The following is a 13,886-nucleotide window of genomic DNA, read 5'->3' as shown; positions in this document are numbered from 1 at the left end:
TATGAAAACAATTTTATTAGTTCCAACCGGGGAAGGCGTAGGATTAACTTCAGCCAGTCTAGGCCTAGTTTACGCTTTGGAATGCCAAGGTGTGAAAGCCGGTTTTCTTAAACCTTTTTCACAAGAAAAAAATCAGCAAATAGATGGTACAACAGCACTGTATCGTCATTTATCCAAAAGCGAAACGGTTGAACCGATTGCTTATGAAAATCTCATCCAGCGACTGAGTCTGGGTGAAAGTGATGAGTTACTTGAAGAGGCTGTACGCCTGCATCGCCAAATTGCAAAACAGCATGATGTCATTATTGTGATGGGCTTAGTCCCGACCAGTCGCGATGCTTTTGCAGCAGAATTTAATGCAACTTTAGCCAAAGCCTTGGATGCCCAAGTCATTGTGGTGAGCAATGCAGATGTGAATAACCCTGTCGCGACTGCCGACAAAGTGGATACGCAATTACGCCATTTAGGCGGTGCTGCCAATGACCGCACTGCAGGTGTACTCTTTATGCGCACCAAAGGTTTGCCAGAAGATTCTGCACAAATTCCTGTCACGCTTGATCCAAGTATCCGCTTAATTAGCGACACCAATAAATTTGTTGCAGCGATTCAAAAAACCCATGCGCATATTGGTTCTGAACATCTTCCAGTGATTGGTTTAGTGCCGTTTAGTAACACCCTGAGTGTTCCGCGCATCTCTGATCTGGCAGCACATATTTCAGCAGAATGGATTAACAAGGGTGAAGCATCACAGCGTCGTGTGTTACACAGCAGTTTAATTGCTTCAAATATTGAACATGAACTGAAGAAATTTGTAGCTGGTGAACTGATCATTAGCGCATCTGACCGTATTGATGTTTTATTGGCAAGTAGTTTGGCAAGTTGCAATGGTATTCCCCTAGCAGGATTAGTGTTGACAGAACGCCATGAACCGAATGCAACTGTTCTAGAATTCTGCCAAGCTGCAATTAAAAATGGCCTACCGATTCTGCATACTTCATTAAGCACCTTTGAAACTGCTCAAAGCTTGTCAAATTTAAGTAATGAAATTCCAGTCGATGATACTGAACGTGCAGAACAGGTGACGCGTTTCGTATCCAGTCACATTAATCTGGATTGGCTGGTACAAATCCTGAATGGTTCATACAAACCACGTTTATCCCCTTCTGCTTTCCGCCACGAATTGGTTCAAAAATCAATTGCGGCGAAAAAACGTATTGTCCTGCCTGAAGGTGATGAACCACGTACCATTCAAGCGGCTGCAATTTGCCAAGCGCGTGGTATCGCACACTGTGTGTTATTAGCGAAACCTGAAGTTGTAATTGAGGTTGCCAAAGCACGTAATATCGAATTACCGCATGATCTTGAAATTATCGATCCGGATCTGATTCGTATCAATTACGTTGAAAAGATGGTGGCATTGCGCAAAGGTAAAATTAACGAATTACAGGCACGTGAACAACTGCAAGATACCGTTGTACTCGGTACCATGATGCTTGCTCTCGATCAAGTTGATGGACTGGTCTCTGGTGCTGTACACACCACTGCGAATACAGTTCGTCCTGCATTCCAGCTGATTAAGACTGCACCTGATTACTCACTAGTATCCTCTGTGTTCTTTATGTTGTTGCCAGATGAAGTCTACGTTTACGGTGACTGTGCAATCAATCCTGATCCGGATGCTGAACAGCTGGCTGAAATTGCAATTCAATCTGCAGACTCAGCAAAAGCCTTTGGTATTGACCCACGTATTGCCATGATTTCTTACTCCACTGGTACTTCTGGTACAGGTGCAGATGTAGAGAAAGTGGCTGAAGCAACACGCATTGCTAAAGCGCGTCGTCCTGATTTGCTGATTGATGGTCCACTTCAATACGATGCTGCATCAGTTGAAAGTGTAGGTCAATCGAAAGCACCTGGTTCACCTGTTGCCGGTCGTGCCAATGTGTTTATTTTCCCTGACTTAAATACCGGTAACACCACTTACAAAGCCGTACAACGTGCTGCGAATGTGGTGAGTGTAGGACCAATGTTGCAAGGTTTAAATAAACCGGTGAATGACTTGTCACGTGGGGCATTGGTAGATGACATCGTGTTCACGATTGCTTTGACTGCGATTCAGGCAGAGCAACAAGCTGCTCAATAACGCTTAAAATCAAGTTCTCCATGCCACCTGATTGAAAAATTGGGTGGTTTTTTTATGCGGATTCCATATAACAACCATTATTTTAAATAGCTGATGATTTAGCTGAAATTAATCGGTTAAGGCGACTCTTATCTTTCTTATAGCTGGATCATTCGTTTTAACGAGAGAAATATTTCCATCAGATTTTATACAGGGAATTTTACTGTTAGCGTCAAAAAAACTTGACCTAAAAATTTGCTGAATTTTATTGTCTCTAAAGCCTACTAGGTAAAGACTCTGATCGGGATAAGAGGGTGTTTTTTCCAAATACTTTTGGTTATCGTTGAGTATTTTTTTCAAAAAATATTTATGGTATTTCGGATCAGTGAGACTTTGATAAGGTCCTAATATACAAACGGTATCACTATAAGGAAATATTGAGCTTACTTTCAACGGCTGATCTAATATCTTTAGATTCCAGTATAGATGGAGTGCTTTATCAAAAGGCTTATCTAAATAAATCGGCCAAAACTTAACAAATAAATATAACAAGCCAAAAGTTATGTAGCCTAATAATATTCTAATCATACCAACTGCTCTTTATTTAATTATTGTTCCACATTTTATTTAGAATGTTCTCATCAATTTTCTTTGTCAACCATACGGTATGCTCTGCACACTCCTTGTCTTCGGTGACCATCTTCACCACTTCAAAACCATGAGCTTTTAATAATTGTCGATATTCATCTGACGATAAACTGGCATGATACAAAGCGTCGCCAAACATATCCCCTATCACTTCACCATGACTTGGACCACTAGTAAACATCAATGCAGCTCCCGGCTTGGTATGCTGTTGAAATATTGAAAACATCGCTCGCTGATCATCTGGAGTCAAATGAAAAAAACTATCCCAAGCCAAAATGCCTTGGAAATTTTGTCCTAAATCTATCTGACGCATATCTGCCTGAATCCAGCGCTGTTGAGGAAAATTTTGTTGTGCCATTTCAATCATGACCTCGGAACTATCGACACCGACCACTGAATGACCCTGTGCAATTAAATAGGCTGCAATAGGTTTCGCTGAACCACAGCCCAAATCAAGGATTGTTGAATGTTCTGGAAGAAGTGAAAGAAAATGATCGAGCCATGCTTTTTCATAAAGAAATTGACCACGCAACTCTGTCCATACACGTGCATGTTTTTTATAAATTTCAATAATATTTTGCGCAAGTTCAGACTGACTTTTCATCATCAACAGTTTCGTATTCTTTAAAAGAGTATACGCAGATTTAGATCGAGATTTGAAGATTTGAAGATTTGAAGATTTGAAGATTTGAAGATTTGAAGATTTGAAGATTTGAAGATTTGAAGATTTGAAGATTTGAAGATTTAGAATGTTTTTATTTTGATAAAATTTAAAGCAAAAAAAAAGAAGATAGAGCTTAGACCTGATCTTCTTTTTGACCGTAAAACCATGTCGCTGCGATATATAAAGAGAAACCAACGACTGAAACTACTGCAGTAATCATACACTTATAACATTCTAGATTTGATAAGCTCATTATGTAAAAGTTTTATGACAAATTTATGACAATATTGTCATATTTAATACAACTTAAAATAATCACATTAATTCATAATTTTCAATAATTTAAAATATAAAATAGATTCTTAATATTTTAATTGCTGCTTTAAATGACATATTTCCACTGAAATATGACAGCCTTTTGTCATATTTATGACAGAAATACCCCACAAAAATGACAGTTAAATTGAGTTGAAATTCGCTATTAAACTTTTGGCCAAAAAGCAGTCAAAACGCCCACAAAACTTGCTTTTTATCTTATAATTTAGCCCGCTAGCTAACAGCCCGCTCAAGAGATATTTGATATGACAACTATTATCAAGCAAGATGACTTGATCACATCGGTAAAAGATGCGCTTCAGTTCATTTCTTACTATCATCCACAAGACTTCATCCAAGCGATGAGCCGTGCTTATGATCGTGAAGAGAACAAAGCCGCAAAAGATGCTATTGCACAAATCTTAATTAACTCTCGTATGTGTGCAGAAGGCCATCGCCCGATCTGCCAGGATACCGGGATTGTTAACGTATTTCTTGAAGTGGGTTTAGACGTTAAATTTGATTTAACGATGAGCTTAGACGATGCAATTAACGAAGGTGTACGTCAGGGTTATTTAGAAAACTCGAACATTCTTCGCGCATCAGTTTTAGCTGATCCTGCTTTTGGTCGTAAAAATACCAAAGACAATACACCTGCGGTGATCCACTACAAACTCGTACCAGGTAACAAAGTAGACATTACTGTTGCTGCTAAGGGTGGCGGTTCAGAAAACAAATCTAAACTTGCGATGTTGAATCCATCTGATTCAATTGTGGATTGGGTACTTAAAACTGTTCCAACCATGGGTGCAGGCTGGTGTCCTCCTGGCATGCTGGGTATAGGTATTGGTGGTACTGCTGAAAAAGCCATGATGCTTGCCAAAGAAGCATTGATGGAAGAAATAAACATGGACGAATTGCTTCGCCGTGGTCCACAAAGCAAAATGGAAGAACTCCGTATCGAAATCTTCGAAAAAGTAAATGCTTTGGGTATTGGTGCGCAGGGTCTTGGTGGTTTAACCACAGTTCTTGATATTAAAATCAAAGATTACCCATGTCACGCTGCGGGTAAACCAGTCGGTATGATTCCGAACTGTGCTGCAACCCGTCATGCACACTTCCAGTTAGACGGTTCTGGTGTTGCCCACATTCAAGCACCTAAACTTGATGACTACCCTGCTGTAACTTGGGATTCTTCAACCTCTAAACGTGTTGACCTAGACAACATCACCCAAGAAGAAATGAACTCTTGGCAACCAGGTGACACATTACTTCTTAACGGTACAATCTATACCGGTCGTGATGCTGCGCACAAACGTATGGTTGACATGATCAACAATGGTGAAGAATTACCTGTCGATCTTAAAGGTAAATTCATTTACTACGTTGGCCCTGTTGATCCAGTGGGTGATGAAGTTGTTGGTCCTGCAGGTCCAACAACAGCTACACGTATGGACAAATTCACACGCCAAGTTTTAGAACATACTGGTTTGTTCGGTATGATTGGTAAAGCGGATCGTGGTCCGACTGCTATTGAAGCAATTAAAGACAATAAAGCGACTTACTTGATGGCTGTAGGTGGTGCTGCTTACCTGGTATCTAAAGCAGTTCGTCAAGCTGAAGTGGTTGCATTTGCGGACTTAGGTATGGAAGCAATCTACAAATTTGTAGTTGAAGATATGCCTGTATCTGTAGCAGTTGACGTGAATGGTACTTCTATTCATGCCACTGCACCAAAAATCTGGCAAGCGAAAATTGGTAAAATTCCAGTAGTTGATGCTGCTGCGGTTTAATTTTCCAAGCTAAAAAAGCACCCGAATGGGTGCTTTTTTTGAATCTAGATAAATGTTTTACTTAATCGAAACTTATTTTCAGCTTCAAATTGAGAAATGTGTATTTACCAGGTCATTGGATTCCACAACTTAAATGGTGTGGTCAGTTGCACATCTTCCGCAGGATCATATTTAGCCGGTTTAAGCTTTTGAGCTTTTTTACGTATTTTACCTGTATTTTGATCTTGAGCCACAAAGTTAAAACTTTCCGACTTTAACTGGGTAAATGCAATTTCGTTTAAGCCTGCTTTTTCAGGCACCATCATCAATGGGCCCGAAACTTCACGACGGGTACTTAAATTTTCTTCATCATATTTAATAAAATAGGATTGCCCAGCTTCCACGGTAAAATCTAAATATTTAGGCTTTTGAAAATGCTGTGCACCCAAAGGACGACTGCTCGATAAACGATAGGTTCCTGCCGGCAATTCAATCCAGTAATAATGATTATTCAATAAACTGGGAATGCGCTCACTATTAATAAAAAGACTGGATGCCACAATTTCTTGACGGTTCCATTTACTGTCAGGACGGTACATATACACAATGGCAGCTTGATCATTTTGTGCTTGTACAGGCTGAAAACGCTGGCCTAATTTTTGGTTGACCCAAGCACCAATGGTAAACATACCGAGACGGTGCTGCTCAATAAAGCCTGGCTTGCTGTTAAAATCAACAGGTTTTAGGGTTGATGTTACTTGGGCATGTTCAACAGCAGATTTGCCATGACACCCCATTAAAATAATGCTTGCACAGACCGCAATACAGACTCCACGCATGATTTTCCCTCACCGCGTATTTTTTATTTTTGTACTCAATTAAACACTTAATTTTTCGCTATATTGATCGCGACATTGATCTGAGTTAGTTGATCTTATTTAGGCATCCACGCCTAGTGTTTGAGATTAACATTGCGTTTTATTTTTGGAAATAAAAAACGTGCGAAAACACAAGTTTTCCGCACGTTTCAGACGAATAGCGAATTAAGCAGATTTAGAATTTACAACTTTCAAATCTACTTTAGGCGCAGCTTCAGTCTCTGCTTTAGGTTGACGCTCTGCCTTTAACTCTGGCTTTCCTTCACCATTAATCACCGCATCAGTTACGACCACAGTCCCTACATCGGTACGGCTTGGTAAATCATACATGGTTTCAAGTAAAGAATTTTCCAGGATTGAACGCAGACCACGTGCACCTGTATTACGTTCTAATGCTTTTTTGGCAACAGCACGCAATGCAGAATCTTCAAATACAAGGTCAACATTTTCCATACCGAATAAATACTGGTATTGGCGTGTTAAGGCATTTTTCGGTTCAGTCAGAATCTGCATCAGTGCTTCTTCATCCAACTCTTCCAAAGTTGCAATCACCGGTAAACGACCAATGAATTCTGGAATTAAACCAAATTTCACCAAATCATTCGCTTCCACTTGACGGAATAAATCAGACAATTTCTTAGTTTCGTCTTTTTTCTTCACGTCCGCAGTGAAACCAATACCGCCTTTTTCTTGACGTTGTTGGACGATTTTCTCAAGACCCGAGAAGGCACCGCCACAAATAAACAAGATATTCGAGGTATCAATTTGAATGAACTCTTGTTGCGGATGCTTACGACCACCTTGTGGTGGAATTGAGGCAACCGTACCTTCGATCATTTTCAATAATGCTTGCTGTACACCTTCACCCGATACATCACGGGTAATCGACGGGTTTTCAGACTTGCGGGTAATCTTGTCGATTTCATCGATATAGATAATACCCTTTTGCGCTTTCTCTACATCGTAATCCGCTTTTTGAAGAAGTTTCTGTACGATGTTTTCAACGTCTTCACCGACATAACCGGCTTCGGTTAATGTCGTTGCATCTGCCATAGCAAATGGAACATCGAGAAGACGCGCTAAAGTTTGAGCAAGTAAGGTTTTACCTGAACCTGTTGGTCCAACCAGCAGAATATTACTTTTCGCAAGTTCTACCGCATCATCAGGTTTATGACCTGAGTTGGTGACTTTTAAACGTTTGTAATGGTTATAAACCGCAACTGAAAGCGTTTTTTTCGCAACATCTTGACCAATAACATATTGATCAAGCGCAGCACGAATTTCATGTGGTTTTGGCAAAGGTTTAGTTGCCCAATCACCAGATTCGACTTGCTGACTGGTCTGGACTAAATCTAAGCATACGTCCACACACTCATTACAGATGTAAGCGTCCTCACCTGCAATCAGTTTCCCGACTTCAGACTGCGTTTTACCGCAAAATGAACAATGCTTTTGTCCTTGAGGATGTTCGGACATATTCACTCCAATATTAAAATCTGAAAATTATGGACGTTTACTTAACACTTCATCCACGAGACCGTATTCTTTAGCAGCCTGGGCTGTCATAAAGTTGTCACGGTCAGTATCTCTTGCAACAGTTTCATAGTCTTGACTACTATGCTCTGCCATTAAACGGTTTAAACGTTCTTTAATGAATAGAATTTCACGTGCGTGAATTTCAATATCCGATGCTTGACCACGGAAACCACCGAGTGGCTGGTGAATCATCACACGGGCATTTTCCAAGCAATAACGCTTACCTTTCGCACCGGCATTCAACAAGAACGCACCCATAGATGCCGCTTGACCCATACAATAAGTCACTACATCGGGTTTAATAAACTGCATGGTGTCATAAATGGCCATACCTGCAGTCACCGAACCACCTGGTGAATTAATATAGAGGTGTATATCTTTATCTGGGTTCTCTGCTTCTAAAAACAACATTTGCGCAACAATTAAGTTGGCCATGTTGTCTTCAACTTCACCTGTTAAAAAAATTACACGCTCACGCAAAAGGCGTGAATAAATATCAAAAGAACGCTCACCACGAGAAGACTGTTCTACGACCATTGGCACTAAAGCGTTATCAATTGTTGGAACATACATACGTTATTTATTCCTAAATTTTTTGTTACTCAACTCATAGTCACAATATGAGGGATAATTGTCTAAATTGCAAAATATTCCCAATTAAATAACAGATATTTTTTGCATAAGCTTTGTTAATTCAGGACACGTTCAATATAAGCCAATACATAAAAAAAGGCGCATGATGCGCCTTTTTTTAATCAGCTAAACTTAGCCTTGTTGACGAGCTTGTTGCTCTTTCAACAATTCTTCATAGCTTACAGCTTTATCAGTCACTTTAGCAGACGCTAAAATGTGATCAACGATTTGATCTTCTAACACAACAGCTTCGATTTGAGCACGTTGTTGTTTGTCATTGTTGAAGTATTCAATAACTTCTGTAGGATCTTCATAAGAAGAAGCCATGTCATTGATGTAAGCTTCAACACGAGCAGGATCAACTTCGATTTTAGCATCAGCTAAAACTTTGCTTACCAACACACCTAATTTAACTGCTTTCTCAGCTTGTTCTTTGAACAAGTCATCTGGAAGCATGCTGCTGTCAAATGCTTGCGCACCTTGAGCACCAAACTGTTGAGTGAATTGCTGAATCATTTGTTGACGTTGACGGTCAATTTCTTGAGCCAACATAGACTCAGGAACTTCAACTTCGTTTGCAGCTACAAGCGCGTCAAAAGTCGCAGCTTTAACTTGGTTACGAAGACCGTTTTTCACTTCACGATCCATGTTTTTGCGAACGTCAGCTTTTAATTTTTCAACGCCTTCTTCTTCAGTCAAACCAAAGATTTTTAAGAATTCAGCATCAATTTCTGGAAGTTTTGGTTTTTCAACTTGCTTAACAGTGATTTTGAACTGTGCAGCTTTACCAGCAAGGTTTTCAGCTTGGTAGTCTTCAGGGAAAGTTACATCAATAACTTTCTCTTCGCCTTTCTTCATACCAACGATACCGTCTTCGAAGCCAGGAATCATACGACCAGAACCTAAAACAAGTTTAAAGTCTTCAGCAGTACCGCCTTCAAACTTCTCACCGTCAACAGTACCTTCGAAATCGAAAGTTACTTGCATGTCTTTTTTAGCCATGCCTTTGGTTTCAGCCCAAGTTTGACGTTGTTTTTGAAGGTTTTCAATCATTTGGTCAACGTCTTTGTCGTTAACTTCAGTTGTTTTACGTTCAACTTCCAAAGCATCAAAAGCTTTCACTTCAACTTCTGGATAAACTTCTACAGTTGCTTGATAAACAAGAGCGTCTTCTTTGTTTTCAACTTTATCAATGTTTGGCATGCCAACAGCATTGATTTTTTCTTGCTGAATTGCTTCGAATACTGTGTCACGAATTACATCGTTCACAACTTCTTGATAAATGCCTGCGCCATATTCACGACGTACAACATTTAAAGGCACTTTACCTGGACGGAAGCCGTTGATCTTCACAGTTTTAGCAGTGCGTTTTAAACGAGCTTCAAATTGCTCGTTCACACGGCTCGTCGGTACAGATACATTTAAACGACGGGCAACGCCCGAAACCGCTTCAGAAGTTACTTGCATGGCTTCCTCGATATAGAAATAGTAATTGCAATTTTGAAAGTGCCATATTATATGACAACATTGGAAGATATACAAAACAGGATGATTTAACCATTAAATTTTAAGCTTTCTTCTGATAAAAATCCGTTTTTATTTCAATTTCCTAACACTTTATCTGACAAATACGCTCATTTTGTATGCTCTTTCGCTAAAAGCGTAAATTTTCTTAATTTTGAGTACTTAGAGCTGATTGAGTTCGTGCATCCTAACTTAGAGTTGCATCACTCTTTGTAACTGCCAATAAAAAACGTGCTTCAACTTGTAACAATCTCAATCACTGAAGATCACTTTTTTAATTGCATTACAAAATTTATAACGCACCAATACTCGCTGTTTAAATCCGGTTCATAACCTTTATCACCCAAAACAAACACGGATGAACTTTGTATAAGTTCATTACAAGAGATCGCGAACAAAGTTTAGTAGCGCTTCGACTCGAGTGAAAATCGTGCATTGATAATGAATACAACCTACTCCATATAAGAAACACGATGTAACATCAAATTAACGGTTCGACATCACAAATTGCTTAAAAAATTCTTAATATGAGTATGATTAAAATTCACAATCAAAAATTACACATTAAATGATTTTATAGATATACAAATAAAATCAAAAACTTAAATCCATATTACTATATTCTTTTATTTAATAAAAAAATCAATACAAGAATAATGATCGTAAACCACAATCAAAATTAATAGTTATACAAAATAAGAATCATTATTATTCTCATACATTTTCACAGTTCACCTTTTGAGTTAGAAATGGCCTTCATAAAAACACGCAAAAAAATCGTATCTTCTGCGATTGTGTCATCACTTTCAGTCATGGCAGGGAATGCAATTGCACAAGATCAAGTGACTCAACTTGATACTATTCGTACTCAAGCAGAAGTAGAAACAACTCAGGGTTTAAAAGTAGATAAATCTGCAAACACGAAGTTCGTTGCTCCGCTGCTGGATACACCTAAATCAGTTTCTATCATTTCTAAACAACTGATTGCAGATACTCAAGTAACAACTTTAAGCGATGCTTTGCGTACTGTGCCTGGTATTACTTTAGGTGCAGGTGAAGGTGGTAACCCAAATGGCGACCGTCCATTTATTCGTGGTTATAACTCTGAAAGTTCAATGTATGTGGATGGTGTGCGTAGCGCAACTTCACAAAACCGTGAAATGTTTGCTGTAGAACAGGTTGAAGTCACTAAAGGTTCTGCCTCTGCAATGGGTGGTGCGGGAACCACTGGTGGTAGTATCAACATGATTTCTAAAGTTGCGAAACAAGGTGACTTCTTAGAAGGTTCTGTTGGCGCAGGTACAGACAATTACCAACGTATTACCTTAGATGGCAACAAAGATTTTGGTAATGGTATTGCAGCCCGTGTTGCAGTATTGGGTCACAAAAATGAAAAAGCCGGCCAGGCGGATGGTACTGAATACGCACGTGCTGGTATCGCGCCAAGTATTACTTTTGGTTTGGACACAGCGACTCGTGCAACTTTAAGCTACTATTACTTAAAATCTGACGATACACCAGATTCGGGTGTTCCCTATTGGAATGGTTCCGCTGCTATTGGTAAGCCTTTACATGCCAAACAAGGTATTTACTATGGTTGGTTAGACCGTGATTTCCAGAAACAGGAAAATCAAATTGGTACATTTAAGTTAGAACATGATCTAACTGACAATTTAACGATTAGCAACACAGCTGTTTATGGCAACTCTAAAAATGATTATGTCTGGACACAGCCAGATGACTCAAAATTAAATATTGCTAACGGTCAAGTAGTTCGTCGTGCAAATACCCGTATTACGGATACTGATACATTTAGCGATCAACTTGCATTAACAGGTAAATTTAATACCGGTACTCTAAAACATAGCTTTAATATTGGTGCAGAATATTCGAAACAGGAATCTGAGAAAGGAAGTTATTTACTAACGGATTTAGGTCAAGCAGCAACCTCAACTCTTCCAGCTAATTTGAGTGCAAATAAAGCATGTAGTACATTCACCAATGTAACTTCAAACTATTGGTGTACAAGTGCCTACAACCCTAATTCAAAAGATCCTTGGTTAGGTTCAATCGCAGCCGCACCAAAAGCCAGCACAACTGAAACTGAAAGTACTTCTGTGTATGTTCTAGATAATATTGAACTTACACCTAAATGGTTATTAGACCTGGGTGTGCGTTGGGATAAATTTGAAACTGAGCAAGATATTCATGCTACAGGCACAAAATATGCAAATGACAGCGATTTCTTTAATTACCAAGCGGGTGTAACGTATAAACCATTAGAAAACGGTTCTATCTATGCAAGCTACGCAACTTCATCCAACCCAGTTGGGGTGGATGCTGCTGATGGCTCAGAAGGACTTTCTGTTCCTGGACGTAATACGACTGAAGCACAAGCTCAAGTAATAAACAACCTCAAACCAGAGGAAGTTCGCACCATGGAACTTGGCACAAAGTGGGATTTATTTAATGATAAATTAAACTTAACAGCTGCTATTTTCCGTACTGAAAAAACCAATACACGAGCTGTTGATACTGATGGTTTTACACGAAATATTGGTGAAACTCGCGTAGATGGTCTTGAGCTTGGCGCAAGCGGTAACATCACTGATAAATGGGCGGTTTCTGCGGGTTATACTTATCTAGACAGTGAAATTGTCGATGATGGTACTGGTACGAATGATGGCAAACAAGTTCAAAACGTCGCGAAAAACTCAGCAACACTTTGGACAACTTGCCAAGTATTACCGCAATTAACTTTAGGCGCTGGTGCAACTGCTATGGATAAAGTCTATGGCGATGCTGCTAACACCAAATATGTTCCAGGTTATGTACGTTACGATGCCATGGCGCGTTACAACGTCAACAAAAATGTTGACCTGCAGTTGAATGTCAACAACCTGTCTGATGAACGCTATTTCACTAAAGCATATTCATCACATTATGCAACTGAAGCAGAAGGTCGTAGCGCAGTATTATCGCTAAACTTCAAATACTAAGTTCAATTAAAACCATAAATTAATTATGGTTTTAATCTAAAATAGCCTCATAATAATGAGGCTATTTTTATAGCTAAAAGAATTCATTCTTCCAAAGGTGTATTGCCGTGATCCATCATATTCCTAACGTCCTGACTAAAGAACAAGTTCAATATTTTCGTGAAGAAATGAATAAAATTGAATGGGTCAATGGTAAAGTCACTGCGGGTACACTTTCAGCCACAGTCAAACAAAATCAACAACTTCCGGAAGATCTTCCGCTAACCCATCATTTAAGCACCATTATTTTAGAATCATTAGGACAACATCCTTTATTTCTGTCTGCCGCCATTCCTTTAGATATCATTCCTCCCCTGTTTAACCGTTATGAAAATAATGAAGCCTTCGGTTTTCATGTCGACAATTCGATTCGCAGAATTCGTGGAACCAATGAACGCTTAAGAACAGATTTATCCTGTACGGTTTTTTTAAGTGAACCAGATGAATATGAAGGTGGGGACTTAGTGGTAGAAGATACTTATGGCTACCATGAGGTCAAACTTCCTGCAGGCGACATGATTCTCTACCCTTCAACCAGTTTGCATGAAGTAACGCCAGTAACCTCAGGTTGCCGTATAGCATCATTCTTTTGGGTACAAAGCATGGTTCGTGATGAAGCTGAACGTCATATGCTCTTCAATCTTGATCAAAGTATTCAGAACCTGCGTATGCAGTTGAGTGATCAGCATGATGAAGTGATCAAGCTGACCAATCTTTATCATAATTTAATGCGTAAATGGGCTGAACTGTAATTAT

10 protein-coding genes are annotated in these 13,886 nt (G+C 39.3%); 4 read left to right on the top strand and 6 right to left on the bottom strand.

The window, feature by feature from the left end; translation table 11 throughout:
* Window position 1: 1 nt before the first annotated feature.
* Window positions 2-2,143: a phosphate acetyltransferase gene (pta, locus tag HLH18_RS07350; protein WP_171546311.1), complete on the top strand. Its 2,142-nt coding sequence runs from the start codon at window positions 2-4 to the stop codon at window positions 2,141-2,143.
* Window positions 2,144-2,251: 108 nt separating this feature from the next.
* Here pta and HLH18_RS07345 read toward each other — a convergent pair whose 3' ends face one another.
* Both HLH18_RS07345 and HLH18_RS07340 read right to left on the bottom strand, forming a co-directional pair.
* On the bottom strand, window positions 2,252-2,710 hold the full coding sequence (locus HLH18_RS07345) for a hypothetical protein (protein ID WP_171546310.1): 459 nt from the start codon (window positions 2,708-2,710) through the stop codon (window positions 2,252-2,254).
* Window positions 2,711-2,726: 16 nt separating this feature from the next.
* Complete coding sequence (locus HLH18_RS07340) at window positions 2,727-3,374, bottom strand: class I SAM-dependent methyltransferase (RefSeq protein ID WP_171546352.1); 648 nt, start codon at window positions 3,372-3,374, stop codon at window positions 2,727-2,729.
* 641 nt (window positions 3,375-4,015) lie between these two features.
* Here HLH18_RS07340 and HLH18_RS07335 point away from each other — a divergent pair.
* On the top strand, window positions 4,016-5,542 hold the full coding sequence (locus HLH18_RS07335; protein WP_171546309.1) for a fumarate hydratase: 1,527 nt from the start codon (window positions 4,016-4,018) through the stop codon (window positions 5,540-5,542).
* Between the two features lie 104 nt (window positions 5,543-5,646).
* Here HLH18_RS07335 and HLH18_RS07330 read toward each other — a convergent pair whose 3' ends face one another.
* From HLH18_RS07330 to tig, 4 genes are all read right to left on the bottom strand, one after another.
* Window positions 5,647-6,360: a DUF2846 domain-containing protein gene (locus HLH18_RS07330; RefSeq protein WP_131287343.1), complete on the bottom strand. Its 714-nt coding sequence runs from the start codon at window positions 6,358-6,360 to the stop codon at window positions 5,647-5,649.
* A 204-nt stretch (window positions 6,361-6,564) separates the two neighbouring features.
* Entirely contained in the window at window positions 6,565-7,875 is a 1,311-nt protein-coding gene (clpX, locus tag HLH18_RS07325) for an ATP-dependent protease ATP-binding subunit ClpX (RefSeq protein WP_131287345.1), read from the bottom strand.
* A gap of 27 nt (window positions 7,876-7,902) precedes the next feature.
* Window positions 7,903-8,508, bottom strand: coding sequence for an ATP-dependent Clp endopeptidase proteolytic subunit ClpP (gene clpP / locus HLH18_RS07320; protein WP_171546308.1), 606 nt, complete (start codon window positions 8,506-8,508; stop codon window positions 7,903-7,905).
* Window positions 8,509-8,700: 192 nt separating this feature from the next.
* Window positions 8,701-10,035, bottom strand: a complete 1,335-nt coding sequence (gene tig / locus HLH18_RS07315) for a trigger factor (protein ID WP_171528140.1) — start codon at window positions 10,033-10,035, stop codon at window positions 8,701-8,703.
* A gap of 806 nt (window positions 10,036-10,841) precedes the next feature.
* Between tig and HLH18_RS07310 the strand changes: the two genes are divergently transcribed.
* Window positions 10,842-13,091: a TonB-dependent receptor gene (locus HLH18_RS07310; protein ID WP_171546307.1), complete on the top strand. Its 2,250-nt coding sequence runs from the start codon at window positions 10,842-10,844 to the stop codon at window positions 13,089-13,091.
* A 107-nt stretch (window positions 13,092-13,198) separates the two neighbouring features.
* Window positions 13,199-13,882, top strand: coding sequence for a Fe2+-dependent dioxygenase (locus HLH18_RS07305; protein WP_171546306.1), 684 nt, complete (start codon window positions 13,199-13,201; stop codon window positions 13,880-13,882).
* Window positions 13,883-13,886: the final 4 nt, after the last annotated feature.

It is taken from the genome of Acinetobacter sp. ANC 5414 (assembly GCF_013004295.1).
GTDB lineage: Bacteria > Pseudomonadota > Gammaproteobacteria > Pseudomonadales > Moraxellaceae > Acinetobacter.
Note: the sequence above shows the minus strand (reverse complement) of the source record. Positions and strands in the feature narration are given on the sequence as shown.